Raw genomic sequence first — 16404 nt, 5'->3', positions numbered from 1 at the left:
TCCGGGAACATCAGGAACAGAGCGCATTGAAGATAATGCCCGCTGTGAAGACCTGAAGAGAGCGCGAAATGACCCTCTTGCAGGGCTCCTGATTCTCTTAGAAGGCGCGTGATCCTTTCGGGCGAAACCTCGCTATTCATTGATCGACCTCCATCGCTCGAGGCGTTCAGAGAAATGGGCCATGGCTTCCACCGGTGAGGACGCCTTAATGATGGGTCTCCCTATAACAACGAAGTCAGCTCCCATATCCATCGCCTCTTCCAAACCTGCGGTTCTTTTCTGATCGTCGAGGCTTTCCTTCCCATCCCTTATCCCCGGGACTACACGCAAAAATTCCTCGGTAAAAAATTTTCCCAGGAGAGGAAGGTCTCTCGGAGAACATACAATCCCGTCGAAACCGCAATCCTTGCAGAGAAGCGCACGACTTTCGAGGGTGTTCCGCAGCCGGGAACCGGGGCACGATTTGTCCAGACTGCGCTGGTCGACGCTGGTGAGGACGGTAACGCCCAGGAGCAGAACATCGGAGTGAGCCTGGTCCTTAGCCGAAAGGGCCGCCCTGAGCATATCCTCTCCCCCGGAAGCGTGGAGCGTCAACGCCCAAATTCCGCTCCGCGCAAGGAGGTCCACGGCTTCCGAGATCGTGTTGGGGATATCGTGAAGTTTAAGGTCAAGAAACACCTTGAACCCGGCGCTCATGACGCGTCTCACGAAGGATAACCCGCCGGCTGCGAAAAGCCGGGGACCAACCTTGACGTGGCGAAGGTGTGCTCCAAGGGTTTCAAGGAGCCTTTCGGCTTCAACAGGTTCTTTGACGTCCAGCGCAAGGATTAAGCCCGGTCCTTCTCTTTTCAACAATGGTCCACCCCGTCCGTCTTCATTTTGTTCCGGGCCCTCCCGACCAGTTCTCGGACGGAAGAAAGATCCCTCCTCAACAGGTGTTGCTCGAGCATCCGGCAGGTCGATGCCGGCAGGAGCGAATTCACGAAGAGGGCCGTTCCAACCTCTACGGCTGCGGCTCCGGCGAGGATCATCGAAAGGGCGTCCTGGGGTCTCGAGACCCCACCACAGCCTATTACGGGAATATCCACGGCCTCGGCCGCCTCCCAAACAGCCCTGAGTGCCAGGGGAAAGACCGCTGGTCCGGAAAGCCCGGCGAAGACGTTTTCGAAAAAAGGTCTCTCCTTTTCGTTGTCTATGGCCATCCCGAGCCAGGTGTTGCCCACCACGACTGCCTCGGCCCCGCACGCTTGGCATATCCTGGCGAATTGGGCTACCGAGGGAACCTGGGGGGACAATTTTACCCAGAGGACGCCATCCCAGGCCTCCCGGGCGACGGTGATCGCGCTCTCCAGGGTATCGCTCTGAATTCCCCAGGTCATTCCTCCCCTCGAGACGTTGGGGCAAGATACGTTCAATTCCAAGGCAGTTATGCTTGCGGTGGCCGCTTTAAGTTCAGCAAGGGCATTGACAAGGTCCTCCAGGGTTTCGAAGGCGATATTCACTATGATGGGTTTGCCCGTATCTCCGAGAGCGGGTAGTTCTTCGGCGAGGAAGGATTCCACTCCGGAATTCTGGAGGCCAATGCTGTTTAAAACCCCCGAATAGGTTTCCATGATCCTGCAGCCCGGGTTGCCCGGCCTGGAGGCAAGGGTCAAACCCTTGCTGCATATCGCGCCAACCCCCTCGAGGAAACCCTCGGGCCAAAGGCCTGGATCCATGGGCCAGACCCCTGAAGCTACTATTACCGGCGTTTCGAGGTTGACGCCTCCGACTTCCGTCCTGAGGCTAAATCCCATGGTCCTCACCGAAAACATCCCGCCACTCGAAGACCGGGCCGTCTACGCAAACTCTCTTCATCCCCGAAGCCGTAGCGATGGTACAACCCAGGCATCCACCAATTCCGCAGCCCATTCTTCTTTCCATGCTGACGAACACTCTTTCGCAACCCTTTCCGTAAATCCTTCCCATTTCCCGCAGCATGGCTTCGGGGCCGCAACCCCACACCTCGTGAGCCGGACCAGCCAAGGAGAGGGAGTCCTCCACGGGGTCACCCCGCTTCCCGAGGGAGCCGTCGTCGGAGTTCAACCGGATACCAGGTATCCTTTCCTTGCACCATTTGGCGAAGGCCTCCCAACCCTTGCCAGGCACACCGAGCACGACCGTAACATCTGCCTTGCCGCAAAGTACCGAGGCAGACCCAAGAAAAGGGGCGATTCCCAACGTGCCGGCAACCAGCAGAAGTTTTTTCCCGGCCGATTCAGGGAAACCGTTCCCGCAGGGACCTCTCAGTTCAAGGGTGGCTCCCGGAGACAACGATGCCAGGCGGCTTGTTCCTCTTCCAGTCACCTGGAAAAGGAACTCAAGTCGGCGACCCTCGGAAGCAATCGAGGCGAGAGGACGACCGAGGAGGGGATCGAACACCCCCCATTCCCTGATCATATAAAACTGCCCCGGCACGGGCAGTGGCAGCATCTCGTCAAGATCGACAGTTATATGTCTGCATTTGTCCCCGACCAGTCGGGAAAAGAGCAGGACACCCTTCCTGTCAGCCGGCGCGATTGATTTTCCCATCGCTGAACCTTCCCATTCAATCAACCTCTTCAATCGGACCTTCGTAAGAGTGAACCATTCGACCATTTACAAAAGTCATGGTCGGCCACCCCCTTAGGCGCCTTCCATTCCATGGGCTCAGCCTTGCTTTGCTCTTCCATTCCTCCACATGGACAACGCGTTCGAGATCGAGATCAAGAACAGTTAGATTGGCGGAAAGGCCTCCTCCTATCTTTCCCGCATCCTTCCATTCTATCGGAAGGATGCCCGCGGGCCCGGAGGTGAAGAGGCTAAGCATCCTTTCGAGGGGACAGGGCTTTCCTCTCCTCGCCCATTCGCTGAGCACAGCTGCCACGGCGCACTCCAGGGAAGCTATCCCAAAGGAGGCTTCCTGAAAGGGCAGGTCCTTTTCGTCCATATGATAAGGTGCATGGTCCGTAGCAATAGCGTCAACCGTTCCATCTGACAGGGCTTCCCAGAGAGCATCCCTGTCCCTGCTCGATCTGAGCGGGGGGTTGACCTTGTAAACGCTATCCGCCCCGGCAGCCAGTATCTCTTCCTCAGTAAGGCAAAGATGATGAGGGGTAACATCGCAGGTGACCGGCAATCCCGAGGCTTTCCCCTCTCTCAGGACGAGGATGGAATCCTCGGCACTGACATGGGTGAAGTGCACCGGTGCCCCGGTATCCCTGCTAAGGGAGCAACCCCTGGAAATATCCGACGCCTCGGCGGAAGAGGGCCATCCCTTGAGTCCCAGGAAGGTGGAACAAATCCCCTCGTTGACCTGAGCTCCAGCCGTGAGGCTAATTTCCTCGGGGTGCTCCATTATCCTGGTCCCAAGCCAGGTGCTGTATTGCAGGGCGAGCCTGAAGAGCCCAGTGTCGCTGACGGGGCTGCCATCATCGGTAAAGATTACGGCTCCTGCCCTGGCCATCTTGCCCATCTCGGCCAGGGTCTTTCCCTTTCTCTCCTTGCTTACACAGCCTGCAGGAAGGATTCTTGAACCGCAACACTTTTCACTCTTTTCCAGGATGTACCTTACGAGGGCTGGAGTATCCAGGGGAGGATCGGTATTGGGCATGCATACAAGGGTGGTAAAACCTCCCGCGGCCCCCGCCTTGGCTCCTGAGTCCAGGTCCTCTCTCCACTCCTGGCCGGGATCCCTGAGGTGGCAATGCAGGTCGATGAAACCGGGGCAAAGGACCTTCCCGGTAAGATCGTGTACAACGTCAAACTTGCCGCTTCGGTCGATTTTCCCGATGGCGGCAATGATACCGTTTTCGATTACGGTATCCATCGTACCCGGGAGAAACCGGGCACCGTCGAATAGCATTGCGTTACCCAGCAGTATTCTCATTGTCTTACACCTCCGAGGCAGACGAAAAGGAGAGCCATCCTAAGTGCGACGCCGCTACGGACCTGCCCCAGGATCATGCTCTGCGGCCCATCGGCTACCTCACTCGCAATCTCGACGCGCCTGTTTATCGGTCCCGGGTGCATAACAAGGGCTTCGGGTGGAGCGTATTCCAGAAGCCTGCTGTCAACGCCGAAGAACTGATGATACTCATCCAGGGAGGGGAACATCCCTTCGGCCTCTCTCTCCCGCTGTATCCTCAACAGGTAGACTATGTCGGCATCCCTGACGGCTTCCCCGGGGTCCATGGTGAAGGTGGCACCGAGAGCTTCCGGGACCTTCGGCATGAGCGTCGGGGGACCGGACAGAACAACCCTGACGCCCATCCGGCTGAAGGCGATTACATTGCTCCTGGCCACTCGGCTGTGAAGCACATCCCCGATAATGGCCATTTTGCGACCCTCGAGATCGCCAAGTTTTTCCCAGGCGGTGTAAAGGTCGAGGAGAGCCTGGGTCGGGTGCGCATGCGCTCCGTCACCCCCGTTGAAGACGACGCTTTTTTTTAATTTTCTCGCCAAATAATCAGCCGCCCCCACAGACTCGTGTCTGATCACTACCGCATCGGCTCCCATCGCTTCCAGGGTCCAAGCTGTGTCACGAAGGGTCTCCCCCTTTTCTGCGCTGGAGTTGGTAGTGCTCCAGTTGACCACGTCGGCGCTCAGGAATTTTTCGGCCAGTTCAAAGGAGACCCTTGTCCTCGTGGAGGGCTCAAAAAAAAGGTTGACCACCAGTTTGCCTCTAAGGGCCGGTACTTTCTTGATGGGCCTGTCCAGCAACTCGTCCATGGACCGCGTCTGCTCAAGGATGTACTGTAGTTCCTCCCGGCGCCAGGAATCAAGGCCAAGGACGTGACGCCGTTTCCACTCCATTCGTCAAAAACCCTCCCTCTCGCAGATGACGGCCTCATCGAGCCCATCTAGTTCCCTTACCCGGACCTCGACCGTTTCATTCCTGGATGTGGGGACAACCCGGCCCACGTAATCGGGATGGATCGGCAGTTCACGGTGCCCCCTGTCAATGAGGACCGCGAGCTGCACGCAGGACGGCCTGCCCAGGTCCATCAGGGCATCGAGGGCCGCCCTGATCGTTCGTCCGGTGTACAAAACATCGTCGACGAGGAGAATTTTCCTGGCATTCAAATCCTCAGGTATGGCGGTACTGTGGACCACCGGCTGATCGTGAAGTAGGGTCAGGTCGTCCCGATAAAGAGTGATATCAAGAACTCCCGTCGGGACCTTGTAGGATTCGAGGCCGAAGAAAATGTCCCTTAGGCGGTTAGCAAGGTAAACACCTCTCCTCTGTATCCCCACGAGGACCATACCCTCAAGACCTCGATTTTTTTCCAGGATCTCGTGGGATATTCTCTTAAGCACTCTTTCCATGTCCTTTTCATTCATTACCTTCGCTTTTTCCTTCAGCACAGGTCCACCTCCCTAAAAAAAGGGACGCGGTTTTCCTCTCTCGAGGAACCGAGCCCCTTTGTCTATCTCTTTCCGGAGATCCAATCTTTCCGGCCGATTTCCCTTTCCCGTCACCGAGTACGCACCCCCTACCCGGGGATTGTACCAAAGAGCATAAATAATGCAACCGGTTGCATTATTTATCGAGGAGAAATCCCAAGGCTGTTTCCGCTGCCTTCCTTTCGGCTTCCTTGATAGTCCTGCCCTCGCCTGCTGCCGATGCGTCGCCCAGCTGTTTCACGACCACCCTGAATAGGGGGGCATGGGGAGGACCGGTCCGGTCCGTCAGCAGGTATTCGGGCTTGCCCAATCCCATTTTTTCCATTAATTCCTGTAGATCCGCCTTCGGATTCCTGGGAATGCTTCTTTCAAAGCCTTCAGAGTCTACGAGGTACTTCTCTATCACTGCCTGGGCCGCCTCGAATCCACCGTCGATCAAAACAGACCCGAATATAGCTTCGGCCGCATCCGCGCTGAGCGCAGGCTGCTGGCGGCCGCCGCTTTTACAAAGACCTCTGCCCAACCTGAGGCTTTGGGGGATACCCACCTTTATGGCCCATTCGCTCAACGAATCCTCGCAAACGAGCGATGCCCTCCTGGCGGACAACTCACCCTCGCTCGCTTCAGGATACCTTTTAAAAAGCATTTCCGATACGCAAAGCTCCAACACCGCGTCGCCCAGGAATTCAAGCCTTTCGTTGCAGTAATCCAGACCGTTCTCGTTTGAATAGGAGGCATGGGTCAGTGCTTCAACCAGCAATTGGCCGTTTCTAAAGCGATAACCGAGTCGTTCCTCCAGGTTCCCAAGCATGCGTTTTACTCCCGCCTCGTCTCCTGGCGGCGAAGGATGTTCCACTTTAATCTCTGAACCTCTCTAAAGCCGCGACCGCGTTGTGGCCCCCGAAACCGAAGTTGCTGACAAGCACCCGGGAGATTTCCCCTTCCAGGGGTTTGCCGTCAGGAACCAGGTTGATCCGACATTCGGGATCGGGATTGACACAATTCGTAGTGGGGTGAACGATCCCCTCAACGATGGCCTGGATGGCGGCTATGGATTCCAGCGCCCCAGCAGCACCCAGGGTGTGACCTATCATGGATTTGGTCGAATGGACCAGGATCTTCCCCGTGTATTCCCCAAAGGCCCTGTTGATGGCCGAGGATTCCATCGTGTCGTTGAGACTTGTCGACGTGCCGTGGGCGTTGATGAGGTCCACTTTATCGAACCGCCATCCGGCCTTTTTGACCGCCTGGATCATGGCCTTGGCCGGTCCTTCGCCCTGGGGATCCGGAGCTGTGATGTGATAGGCGTCGCAGGTCGAGCCGAAACCCTTCACCTCGGCGAATATCCTGGCCCCCCTCTTCCTGGCATGCTCCAATTCTTCAAATACCAGGACCCCGGCACCCTCACCCATTACGAAACCGTCCCTGTCGATATCGAAGGGCCTTGAGGCGTGGAGAGGGTCCTCATTCCTGGTTGAAAGGGCCTTCATGGCGGCAAAGCCCGCTACGGCGACAGGAGTGATCGCAGCCTCGGTGCCACCGGCGAGGATTACATCCGCGTCATCTCTGGCAATCGTGTGAAAGGCCTCGCCCATAGTGTGGATGGCTGTGGCACAGGCCGTCACTACGCAGATATTCGGCCCCTTGGCGCCGAAGCGAATCGCCACATAGGCCGCGGGCATATTACTTAACATCATGGGAACGCAGAAAGGGCCGACCCTGGATGGACCTTTCTCCATCAGCACCTTCATTCCTTCGTACATGGTGGAGATACCACCCTCGCCGCTTCCTATAAAAACTCCGAATCTATCCGGGTTCAGGCTGTCCACATCAAGCGAGGCGTCATTAACCGCCATGTCGGAGGCCCCGACAGCAAACTGGATGACCCTGTCAGCCCTCCTGGCTTCCTTGCGATCCATCCATGACTCTGGATCAAAATCCTTCACCTCGGCGGCAATACGCACGGCAAAATCGGAAGGATCGAAAAGGGTGATCCTTCCGACGCCATTTCGACCCTCTTTGAGGGACCTCCAGTATTCTACCCTTCCATTGGCGATGGGAGAGATCACACCCATCCCGGTAATGACAACCCTTCTCAAGACGTGTCACTCCTTCGGTTCCCGCCGACAGGCACCCTGGGGCGGGTAACGGAGTAGGATGGTTTATGCGGCTGATGCCCCATAAACCATCCTATTGTTACCATGCTACTCTTCCACACCAAGTTTGCCCTTGATGTATTCCATGGCTTCGCCGACATTGGTGAGTTTTTCGGCATCCTCATCGGGTATCTCGATGTCGAATACTTCTTCGATCCCCATGATAAGCTCGACGATATCAAGGGAATCAGCTCCAAAATCCTCCACAAAGGAGGCTTCTGGTTTAATCTGGTCCTCTTCAACATCCAGCCTATCCATTACTATTTCCTTTAATCTCGCCGTGATCTCGTCCATCTTCATCTCCTTCACCTCCTTCCCACGAAACTCTTTGCATGAATCAAGCCATGGTCATTCCGCCATCAACGGCTATCACCTGGCCTGTGACATAGGAAGCTTCTTCAGAAACGAGAAATTTAACCACCGCCGCTACTTCTCCGGGTTGACCCGGTCTTCCCGCAGGGATCCGCGAAATCATCTGGGACCGATACTTCTCATCAAGGGCATCAGTCATGTCGGATTCAATGAATCCCGGGGCTACAGCATTAACCGTTATCCCCCTGGATCCAAATTCCCTGGCGACGCTTTTCGTGAAGCCGATCACCCCCGCCTTCGCGGCTGCGTAATTCGCCTGGCCCACGTTACCGATCAGCGCTATCACCGAACTGATATTAACTATGCGCCCCCACCTGGAGCGAGACATGTTCCTTACGGCCAGCCGGGTGGTAAGAAAATTCGACAGGAGGTTAGTCTTTATCACGTCCTCCCAGTCGGAATCTTTCATACGCATCAGAAGTCCATCCCTGTTTATTCCCGCGTTGTTGATTAGAACACCAACGGGCCCAAGGGTGGATTCTGTTTCCCTGAAGAGTTTTTCCACTTCAGGCGCGGAGGACACATCCGCCCGGAAAGCCTTGGCCTCGCCTCCGGAGGATACTATCTCCCTGACAAGGTTTTCGGCGGCCTCGGACGAGGCGCGATAGTTCACCGCCACCTTGTGCCCCAGGTCTGCCATCGCAAGCGCTATCACCCTCCCTATTCCACGCCCCGAACCGGTTACAAGGGCGACCCTCTTTTCAGGAATCATCATATTGTCCCCCCTTCAGGAAATCAATCACCTGGCCCAAGCCATCCAAATCAAAGAGTGACAGGCAGTTCGCATCGGCTGAAATTCTCTTGATTAGCCCGGTCAGAACGCTCCCCGGTCCTATTTCGACGAAGTGCCTGACGCCCCTGGAGATGATAAATTCCACGGACCCCGACCAAAGCACGGGCATGAAGGTCTGTAGGAAAAGAGCTTCCTGTATGCTTTCCACATCGGTTTCCTTTTGGGCGGAAACGTTGGCTACAAGGGGCCACTTTGGTTTTTTCCACTCACTCCGGGCGATGGACTCCCTCAACCGGTCCGCCACGGGGCGCATGAGGCGGGAATGAAAGGGAGCGCTTACCTTCAGCGGGAGAGCCCTCTTGGCCCCAGCATCTTTGCACATGGAAATGGCTTTGTCGACAGCCTGCCTCTCCCCTGATATGACGATCTGCCCCGGGGCGTTGAAATTAGCCGCCTGGCAGATCCCCAGTTCAGAAGCGGATTCACAAATGGAAATCACCGACTCGCGGTCGAGTCCGATAATGGCCGCCATGGAACCCACACCCAGGGGGACGGTCTCCTGCATCAACTTACCCCTGAGATGAACCAATCTTACGCCATCTTCCAGGGAGAGAGCCTCCGAAGCGACCAGGGCGGTGTATTCGCCCAGGCTGTGCCCTGCCACGAACTCGGGAGTGAACGCGATCCCTTTCTCCTCCTCGAGGCACCTGAAAAGAGCCATGCTCGTCGTAAGGATAGCCGGCTGGGCGTATTCGGTCTTTTCCAGTTCAATGTCGGGGCCGGAAAAAATTATCCTGCTCAGGTTGAAACCCAAAGCTTCGTCGGATCTTTCAAAAATGGCCCTGGAAGTGGCGTAACGGTCGAAAAAGTCCTTGCCCATTCCCACCTCCTGGGCACCCTGGCCCGGGAATACGACGGCATACTTCATCGGAATACCTCCAGGGACTTCATTGGTTTGAAAATCTGTGGAGGCTTTCAAACATCTCCTGCGTTCCATCGAAAAGTTCCCTTATGATCTCGGCTGCAGGTTGTACCTTGTTAACTAGGGCCGCCGACTGACCTGCCATGACAGAACCATAATCCACGTCACCATCGACCACCGCGGCCCTTAAACGCCCCGTGCCGAGCTTTTCCAGTTCTTCCAAGGATGCCCCGGCCTTTTCCAGCTTCGCGAATTCCCTGGTCAGCCTGTTCTGGATACAACGGACGGGATGCCCTGTGCTGGCTCCCGTGATCGCCGTGCTCCTATCCCTGGCTTTCAGGATCTCGTCTTTGAAAGCACTATGGGCGTTGGATTCACTGGCACATACAAAGCGGGTTCCAACCTGGACACCTTCCGCGCCGAGGGAGAAAGCGGCCAGTACCCCCCGGGGTTCAGCGACACCGCCGGCCGCGACGACCGGGATTTTGACGGCATCAACGATCTGCGGAACCAAGACCATGGTCGTGATCTCACCAATGTGTCCTCCCGCCTCCATCCCTTCCGCTATCACGGCATCGGCTCCCTGTTTTTCAACCCTTTTTGCTTGCGCCACCGAGGCAATGACCGGGATGACCTTTGTCCCCTGTGGCTTAAGCCGCTCGATCACCTTCCCTGGAGCCCCCGCTCCAGTGGTCACGACGGGGACACGGTTTCTCTCTACTACTTCCAGGGCGGCATCCGCGGTCGCCGAAAGGAGCATTATATTGACACCGAAAGGTTTAGCGGTCAGGGTCCTGACCTTGGCTATCTGGCTCTCCAGGAGGTCGGGGGGCATGCTGCCCGCAGCGATGACACCAAGGCCGCCGCCGTTGCTGACCGCCGCCGCCAGATCCGCATCGGCCACCCAGGCCATTCCCCCCTGGAGTACCGGGTAATTGATCTCAAGAAGCCTGGTTATCCTGTTGTTCCCGAACATCGAAACCACCTCAGATCTGGATTATCATGGCCCCGTAGGTCATTCCTGCCCCAAAGCCCACTAACATCACTTTGTCACCCTTTGAGATTTTACCTTCAGCCAAGCCCTCATGAAGGGCCAGGAAAACCGATGCCGCCGAGGTGTTACCGTACTTCTGAAGGTTGACCACGGCCTTCTCCAGGGGAATGTCAAGCCTTCGCATGACCCCTTCGATTATCCGATGGTTGGCCTGGTGGAAGATCCAGGCATCGATATCGCTCAGATCAAGACCTGCTTGATCGCAGAGATCCCTGACAAAGGGAGGGATCACCCTGTTGACATATTTGAAAACCTCGTTGCCCCTCATTTTCACGAAGTGAAGACCCTGTTCAACCGTTTCCGCCGTGGCGGGATGGGCGATAAGGCCTCCCGGGAACTCGATATAATCATCCAGGCTGCCATCGGCATGGACTTCCGCGGCCAGCACTCCATCCTCTCCGTCTCCAGCACCAAAAAGGGCGGCTCCGGCACCATCCCCGAAAAGAACACAAGTATTGCGATCCTTCCAATCGACAATCCTCGAGAGAACTTCCGCCCCTATCACCAGGACCTTTTTCCAGAAACCGGCCCTGATACCGGCTGAGGCTAACATCATGCCATAAACACAGCCCGTGCAACCAGCCTGCACGTCGCAGGCTCCCGCTCTCGAAGCACCGATCCTGGACTGAACTATCGGACCGACACCCGGGAAAAGTCGGTCAGGCGAATTGGTCCCGACAATGATCATGTCCAGCTCTTCAGGCGAGACCGAAGCGTCGTTAAGAGCTTCCATCGCCGCCTTGACGGCAAGGTCGCTGGTCAACTCCTGCTCGGTGGCGATCCGCCTCTCCCTGATACCGGTCCTTTCCACGATCCACTGATCACTGGTGTCAACCATTCCTTCCAGATCTTTATTGGTCACTATCCTTGCGGGAACGCTCATTCCCGTACCAAGAAGCACTACAGGGGCACATTGGTTGAATTTCATTCTCTCCTCACTCCCTCGGTAAGCTCTTCGGCTATGGTTTGTACGCCCCTTTTCGACACGAACTCTCGTGCGACCCTTATCGCGCCGCAGATGGCTCTTGCTCTGGACCTCCCGTGAGCCTTGATAACCGCTCCGTTTACGCCGAGCAACGGCGTGCCGCCGGTCTCCTCGTAGTTGAAACGGGTCCAGAGATCTTTGAGCATGGGAATCATGAACACCATGCCCACCTTCGCAAGGAAGCGCCGGTTGATCTCTTCGCGGATCAGTGAATAAAGCGCCTCCCCGGTACCCTCGATGAACTTCAAAAGGATGTTGCCGGTAAGCCCTTCACAGACCACTACATCGGCCGCCCCGAAGGGAATACCACCTCCTTCGACGTTGCCGATGAAGTTGAGTCTGCCATTTTTGAAATACTCCCTGGCTTCGATTATCAGTTCGTCACCCTTTGCCTCTTCCTGCCCGTTTGAAAGCAGCGCTATGGAGGGGCTTTCAACACTCAGGATCTTCCTCATGTACACGTCACCCATGAGAGCGAACTGGAACAGGTTCAATGGCTTGCAACGGACCGTCGCCCCGATATCGATAAGCATCGATGTTCTGTCCACCGCTGGGAGAGGAACCCCAAGTCCAGGCCTTTCTATGCCCGGTATCCTTCCCACAACGAGGACTCCGCCAGCCACTATGGCTCCTGTGCTTCCCGCCGAGACACAACCCTGGGCCTCCCCTGACCGGACCATCTGCATGGCTATCCTGAGGCTTGAACGCCTCTTCTGCCGTATTGCCACGGCGGGAGGTTCATCCATGGTGATCCTCTCTTCAGCATGGACCAGGTGGAGCCTGGTCCTGACAGAGGCCGTCGTATTCTCAAGAAGAGGCCTGATAATCTCTGAATCACCCACCAGGGCGATTTCGAGGTCGGGAAATTTTTCGCAGGCCATGATCGCTCCAGCACAGGTCTCAACGGGAGCGTTGTCTCCGCCCATAGCCTCAAGAGCCAAAAGCACTGGATTCACCCCTTTCCGACATCGGGGGCCCGTCTTGACATTCCTTTTCGACGGTTATAAACCGTCCGACGAAAATTTCTTGTTCACCTACTCTTATTCTCACACTGACTACATTCTTGTTTCCTTTTTTTGTACCCACCTTGGCCCTCGCTACGAGTCTTTCTCCTACCTTGGCGGGGAACCGGAACCGGACCCGAGCTGAGCCCGTGACGACCATGTCGGCTTCTATGACGGCAATAGCGAGAGAGCTGGCCATGGCGTAGATATAATGATCGGAAACATAGTCAGTATGACGGAAAGCCATCTCCCGCGATGTCTGAAGGGTTGAAAGCGCCCACTCCCCGGGCTGCAAGTCCAGGAGTTCACCGATGACCTCTTCTCGTTTGAGCGATCTGAGCCGGCTCCCGGCCTGGTTAGCCATGGATCTCATCCGTTCCCTGACCTCGGGGATGCCGAGCATGGCCCTGTCAAGCCTGACGGTGCTCATGCTGACCGACAACCTTCCCGCCAGTTCCTGATCGGTCAGAAGAGGATTTGCTTCAAGTTCCGAAATAATCCTGCCCTGGCGGACCTTTCTGCCAGCAGACCTTTGCATTGCCCATCTCCCTTTATCATCTGGTACTAACATCAGGTTATATGATCTGGCAGTATAATGCCCACCAGCTCGATGGTCAATACGTAAGGGAAATTATGTAAGAAAAATTAAGTTGAATAAAGGAGTGTTCGGACGGGGATAATGCCTAAACCCTGGAATTAGAAAAGGCCAGGGGAACTCCTGTCCCCCCTGGCCTTCCGGGACCGGTCTCCGTGAACCGGACGATAATAGGGTTCACGAACTCTTTTCTTTGCCCTCCGCCTTCTGCTTAATGACCTGTCGACCTCGGTACTGCCCGCACTCGAGGCAAGCCCTGTGCATCTGGATCGTTTCTCCGCAGTTAGGGCAGGCGGTAGTTTCCGGGCTCTTCAAAGACCCTAACCACTGGGCTTTTCTCTGCCTGGTCCTTTTATGCGATGTCCTACTTTTTGGAGTTGCCATTCCTGTTCCCTCCTTTCCCGGGAGCTTCATCATTTCCATTCTCAATTAATTCCGCCAAAACCGCGAACCTTGGATCGGGCTCAGAAGTTGAACATGAGCATTCGCCCCTGTTCCTGTTCCTGCCACAGAGGGGGCATAAACCCAGGCAGCCCTCGCAGCAAAGGATCTTCTCGGGAAGCGAAACAACCAGATATTCCCACACCTGGCCTGAAATGTCTATCTCTCCCTCGATGGACGGGACGAGGACCAGGTTTTCATCATCCTCCGCGTTTCCGTCCTCGACCCGGTCGCCCTTGTTTTCGGGCATGGGTTTTAAAAAAAGTTGGAAGCTTTCGGAAACTTCACAAGAGGTGGCCTCCAGGCAACGCGCGCAATCAACTTCCATCCTCGCCTTAAAGGCGATGTCTACATCGAGGCCCAAAGCATCACCTGACACCGTGGCATCGACTACCACGGGATCGGTGAACCTGTACTCTTGTCCCCAGTGTTCAACGGAGCCCGATATCGGGAGTTCACACCTGAGGACCAAGGGTCCCCTCTCCTCGATCACCGTAGCGCCTTTGAAGGAGCAGGACCAGCCCAGTGGTTTCACTCCTATCCCGGTTTTAAAATCTTCGTTGCTCTTTTCCATCGCTTCAGACCTAGTCTATGGCGAGCTCCTTGGTATCCCTCGCGATTACGAGTTCCTCGTTGGTGGGTATGACCATGATGCTCACCCTGGAATCGGGCCCGTTTATAAAGGCCTCCTTGCCTCTCATATTGTTCTTTTCGAGGTCGATCTTCGCCCCAAGGAACTCCAGGTCCTCACAGACCATCTTTCTCACGGTGACGCTGTTCTCGCCGATGCCCGCCGTGAATACGATCGCGTCGATCCCTCCCATGGCTCCCGCATAGGCACAGATGTGCTTGCGAATCCCGTAAAAAAGGATGTCAAGGGCAAGCCGTGCTTTGGAGTTACCCTTCACTGCGGCCTCCTCCACATCCCTGAGGTCGCTGCTCAGGCCTGTAATGCCTTTAAAACCACTCTCTTTGTGAATGATGTGGCTCATCGATTTGGGGTCGACTTCATCATGTTCCATGATATAAAGGATCACGGTGGGATCGATATCACCGCAACGGGTTCCCATCAGTACACCCGGGACTGTTCCAAATCCGAGGCTGGTATCGATGGACCGGCCACCTTTTACGGCCGAAATGGAACTGCCGTTGCCAAGATGGCAGGTCACAATCTTCAGGTCCTCGATGGGCTTACCCATCATCTCGGCAGCCCTGTGGGCGACATAGAAGTGACTGGTCCCGTGGAACCCATAACGCCTGACCCTGTGCTTTTCGTAGTAATGGTAGGGGAGGCCATAGGTGTAAGCATAATCCGGCATCGTCTGGTGGAAGGCGGTGTCGAAAACCGCCACCTGGGGCACATCGGGCAGGACCTCCATCATGGCCCTGATCCCCATGAGGTTGGCCGGGTTATGAAGGGGCGCAAGGGGACAACATTCTTCGACCACTTTCAGGACTTCGGGGTTGACCACCACGGAGCGGGCGAACTTTTCGCCCCCGTGGACCACCCTGTGACCGACGGCTCTGAGTTCCCCCAGACTCTTGATTACCCCCTGGTCTCCATCGAGAAGGGTATCGAGGACGACCTTGATCCCCACCTTGTGGTCGGGAATAGGGGTATCGAACTTCAGGGGCTCGAGACCGGTTTTTTCATGCCGAACCCTTGAACCCTCGATACCAATCCGCTCCACAAGCCCTTTCGCCAGGACCGCTTCCGTCGTCATATCGAAAAGCTGGTACTTCAAAGAAGAGCTGCCGCAGTTGAGAACCAGAACTTTCATGCTATCAGACCTCCTTCGGTATTGACCGGAACCGTTCCACAGATCTATCGTAGTCTTATTCGACCAGGAAGGAAGGTCCGGATCCTTGCTAAATAAAAACGTTGTAGGAATCATTGCCGAGTATAACCCCTTCCACAATGGACATTTATACCATATGAACCGGTCCCTGGAAACAAGCAGCGCCGATGCCGCGGTAGTGGTGCTTTCGTCGAACTTCGTCCAGCGGGGGGAACCAGCATTCCTGGACAAGTGGTGCCGTGCCGAGATGGCCCTACGATCGGGTGCCAATCTCGTGATCGAGCTTCCGGCGGCTTTCTCCTGTCACAACGCAGGGGTCTTCGGATCCGCCGCGGTTGACCTGATGGCCATGACCGGTGTCGTGACCCATCTCTCTTTCGGCATGGAAGACCCCGACGCTCCCCTTGGGTCTATCGCCAAGATCCTCATCGAAGAACCCGCTGCCTTCCGGAAGGTGCTCCGAGAACGCCTCGACAGCGGCTTTTCTTACGCCGAGGCCAGGACCGCGGCGGTGGAACATATGCTTCCAGGGGCGGGAGAGATACTATCATCTCCCAACAATATCCTCGCCCAGGAGTACGTCCTGAGGATCGTCGAACGCCGCTATTCCCTGGAAGTCTCTCCCGTCAAAAGGATCGGTTCAGGTTACCATTCGGGCTCCTCGGGACCCTTCGCCAGCGCGGGGTGGATAAGGGACACCATGAGAACCGAAGGGTTAAATTATAAGATGATTGACGTCATGCCCTCCCGAGTCCTGTCCATCCTGAAGGAAGAGATCTCCTTGGGCAGGTGCCTGCTCTCTCTTGACATATTCTGGAGGATCCTGCGAACGGTCCTTGTTAGAGACGGTCCCTCCAGGCTTTCGAAGTTCGCCGAGATGAAAGAGGGCATCGAGAATCTGCTTTGGGCCAGCGCCGTG

The 16404-nt window shown here is 56.0% G+C and carries 19 protein-coding genes; 1 reads left to right on the top strand and 18 read right to left on the bottom strand.

Features of this window, described 5'->3' with window-relative positions; translation table 11 throughout:
* Positions 1 to 132: 132 nt before the first annotated feature.
* The 18 genes from pyrF to GX108_02565 all read right to left on the bottom strand — a co-directional run bounded on the left by pyrF (position 133) and on the right by GX108_02565 (position 15467).
* A complete protein-coding gene (gene pyrF / locus GX108_02650; protein ID NLO55948.1) occupies positions 133 to 855 on the bottom strand; it encodes an orotidine-5'-phosphate decarboxylase in 723 nt (240 codons plus the stop codon).
* Positions 849 to 1796: a dihydroorotate dehydrogenase gene (locus tag GX108_02645; GenBank protein ID NLO55947.1), complete on the bottom strand. Its 948-nt coding sequence runs from the start codon at positions 1794 to 1796 to the stop codon at positions 849 to 851. Before GX108_02645 ends, pyrF begins: the two co-directional genes overlap by 7 nt.
* Positions 1786 to 2571, bottom strand: a complete 786-nt coding sequence (locus GX108_02640) for a dihydroorotate dehydrogenase (GenBank protein NLO55946.1) — start codon at positions 2569 to 2571, stop codon at positions 1786 to 1788. Before GX108_02640 ends, GX108_02645 begins: the two co-directional genes overlap by 11 nt.
* Positions 2572 to 2587: 16 nt before the next feature.
* Complete coding sequence (locus tag GX108_02635; GenBank protein ID NLO55945.1) at positions 2588 to 3907, bottom strand: dihydroorotase; 1320 nt, start codon at positions 3905 to 3907, stop codon at positions 2588 to 2590.
* Complete coding sequence (locus GX108_02630) at positions 3904 to 4833, bottom strand: aspartate carbamoyltransferase catalytic subunit (protein NLO55944.1); 930 nt, start codon at positions 4831 to 4833, stop codon at positions 3904 to 3906. Before GX108_02630 ends, GX108_02635 begins: the two co-directional genes overlap by 4 nt.
* A gap of 3 nt (positions 4834 to 4836) precedes the next feature.
* Positions 4837 to 5382 carry a bifunctional pyr operon transcriptional regulator/uracil phosphoribosyltransferase PyrR gene (gene pyrR, locus GX108_02625; GenBank protein NLO55943.1) on the bottom strand — a complete coding sequence of 182 codons (546 nt, stop codon included), beginning with the start codon at positions 5380 to 5382 and terminating at the stop codon, positions 4837 to 4839.
* Positions 5383 to 5560: 178 nt separating this feature from the next.
* The gene (rnc, locus tag GX108_02620) at positions 5561 to 6235 is read right to left on the bottom strand and encodes a ribonuclease III (GenBank protein ID NLO55942.1); all 675 of its coding nucleotides are present in this window, start codon (positions 6233 to 6235) and stop codon (positions 5561 to 5563) included.
* Positions 6236 to 6281: 46 nt separating this feature from the next.
* Positions 6282 to 7523, bottom strand: a complete 1242-nt coding sequence (gene fabF, locus GX108_02615; protein ID NLO55941.1) for a beta-ketoacyl-ACP synthase II — start codon at positions 7521 to 7523, stop codon at positions 6282 to 6284.
* A gap of 105 nt (positions 7524 to 7628) precedes the next feature.
* The gene (acpP, locus tag GX108_02610; GenBank protein NLO55940.1) at positions 7629 to 7880 is read right to left on the bottom strand and encodes an acyl carrier protein; all 252 of its coding nucleotides are present in this window, start codon (positions 7878 to 7880) and stop codon (positions 7629 to 7631) included.
* 37 nt (positions 7881 to 7917) lie between these two features.
* Complete coding sequence (gene fabG, locus GX108_02605; GenBank protein ID NLO55939.1) at positions 7918 to 8664, bottom strand: 3-oxoacyl-[acyl-carrier-protein] reductase; 747 nt, start codon at positions 8662 to 8664, stop codon at positions 7918 to 7920.
* The gene (gene fabD / locus GX108_02600) at positions 8654 to 9613 is read right to left on the bottom strand and encodes an ACP S-malonyltransferase (GenBank protein NLO55938.1); all 960 of its coding nucleotides are present in this window, start codon (positions 9611 to 9613) and stop codon (positions 8654 to 8656) included. Before fabD ends, fabG begins: the two co-directional genes overlap by 11 nt.
* A gap of 19 nt (positions 9614 to 9632) precedes the next feature.
* Positions 9633 to 10583, bottom strand: a complete 951-nt coding sequence (gene fabK, locus GX108_02595) for an enoyl-[acyl-carrier-protein] reductase FabK (protein NLO55937.1) — start codon at positions 10581 to 10583, stop codon at positions 9633 to 9635.
* Positions 10584 to 10593: 10 nt separating this feature from the next.
* Positions 10594 to 11589: a ketoacyl-ACP synthase III gene (locus tag GX108_02590; GenBank protein ID NLO55936.1), complete on the bottom strand. Its 996-nt coding sequence runs from the start codon at positions 11587 to 11589 to the stop codon at positions 10594 to 10596.
* Positions 11586 to 12593 carry a phosphate acyltransferase PlsX gene (plsX, locus tag GX108_02585; protein NLO55935.1) on the bottom strand — a complete coding sequence of 336 codons (1008 nt, stop codon included), beginning with the start codon at positions 12591 to 12593 and terminating at the stop codon, positions 11586 to 11588. The genes GX108_02590 and plsX overlap by 4 nt, the downstream gene beginning before the upstream one ends.
* Complete coding sequence (gene fapR / locus GX108_02580; GenBank protein NLO55934.1) at positions 12577 to 13188, bottom strand: transcription factor FapR; 612 nt, start codon at positions 13186 to 13188, stop codon at positions 12577 to 12579. Before fapR ends, plsX begins: the two co-directional genes overlap by 17 nt.
* 234 nt (positions 13189 to 13422) lie before the next feature.
* Entirely contained in the window at positions 13423 to 13629 is a 207-nt protein-coding gene (gene rpmF, locus GX108_02575; GenBank protein ID NLO55933.1) for a 50S ribosomal protein L32, read from the bottom strand.
* Positions 13610 to 14260: a DUF177 domain-containing protein gene (locus GX108_02570; GenBank protein NLO55932.1), complete on the bottom strand. Its 651-nt coding sequence runs from the start codon at positions 14258 to 14260 to the stop codon at positions 13610 to 13612. Before GX108_02570 ends, rpmF begins: the two co-directional genes overlap by 20 nt.
* Before the next feature lie 10 nt (positions 14261 to 14270).
* Positions 14271 to 15467, bottom strand: a complete 1197-nt coding sequence (locus GX108_02565; GenBank protein NLO55931.1) for an acetate kinase — start codon at positions 15465 to 15467, stop codon at positions 14271 to 14273.
* Between the two features lie 85 nt (positions 15468 to 15552).
* Between GX108_02565 and GX108_02560 the strand changes: the two genes are divergently transcribed.
* A partial coding sequence (locus GX108_02560; GenBank protein NLO55930.1) for a nucleotidyltransferase family protein occupies positions 15553 to 16404 on the top strand: 852 nt, incomplete at its 3' end.

Source organism: Thermovirga sp., from assembly GCA_012523215.1.
GTDB lineage: Bacteria > Synergistota > Synergistia > Synergistales > Thermovirgaceae > 58-81.
Note: the sequence above shows the minus strand (reverse complement) of the source record. Positions and strands in the feature narration are given on the sequence as shown.

Coding starts and splice junctions, on each gene's coding strand:
- GX108_02645 (NLO55947.1), bottom strand. CDS start 1,796: ATGGGATTTAGCCTCAGGACGGAAGTCGGAGGCGTCAACCTCGAAACG.
- GX108_02640 (NLO55946.1), bottom strand. CDS start 2,571: ATGGGAAAATCAATCGCGCCGGCTGACAGGAAGGGTGTCCTGCTCTTT.
- GX108_02635 (NLO55945.1), bottom strand. CDS start 3,907: ATGAGAATACTGCTGGGTAACGCAATGCTATTCGACGGTGCCCGGTTT.
- GX108_02630 (NLO55944.1), bottom strand. CDS start 4,833: ATGGAGTGGAAACGGCGTCACGTCCTTGGCCTTGATTCCTGGCGCCGG.
- rnc (NLO55942.1), bottom strand. CDS start 6,235: ATGCTTGGGAACCTGGAGGAACGACTCGGTTATCGCTTTAGAAACGGC.
- acpP (NLO55940.1), bottom strand. CDS start 7,880: ATGAAGATGGACGAGATCACGGCGAGATTAAAGGAAATAGTAATGGAT.
- fabG (NLO55939.1), bottom strand. CDS start 8,664: ATGATTCCTGAAAAGAGGGTCGCCCTTGTAACCGGTTCGGGGCGTGGA.
- fabD (NLO55938.1), bottom strand. CDS start 9,613: ATGAAGTATGCCGTCGTATTCCCGGGCCAGGGTGCCCAGGAGGTGGGA.
- fabK (NLO55937.1), bottom strand. CDS start 10,583: ATGTTCGGGAACAACAGGATAACCAGGCTTCTTGAGATCAATTACCCG.
- GX108_02590 (NLO55936.1), bottom strand. CDS start 11,589: ATGAAATTCAACCAATGTGCCCCTGTAGTGCTTCTTGGTACGGGAATG.
- fapR (NLO55934.1), bottom strand. CDS start 13,188: ATGCAAAGGTCTGCTGGCAGAAAGGTCCGCCAGGGCAGGATTATTTCG.
- rpmF (NLO55933.1), bottom strand. CDS start 13,629: ATGGCAACTCCAAAAAGTAGGACATCGCATAAAAGGACCAGGCAGAGA.
- GX108_02570 (NLO55932.1), bottom strand. CDS start 14,260: ATGGAAAAGAGCAACGAAGATTTTAAAACCGGGATAGGAGTGAAACCA.
- GX108_02565 (NLO55931.1), bottom strand. CDS start 15,467: ATGAAAGTTCTGGTTCTCAACTGCGGCAGCTCTTCTTTGAAGTACCAG.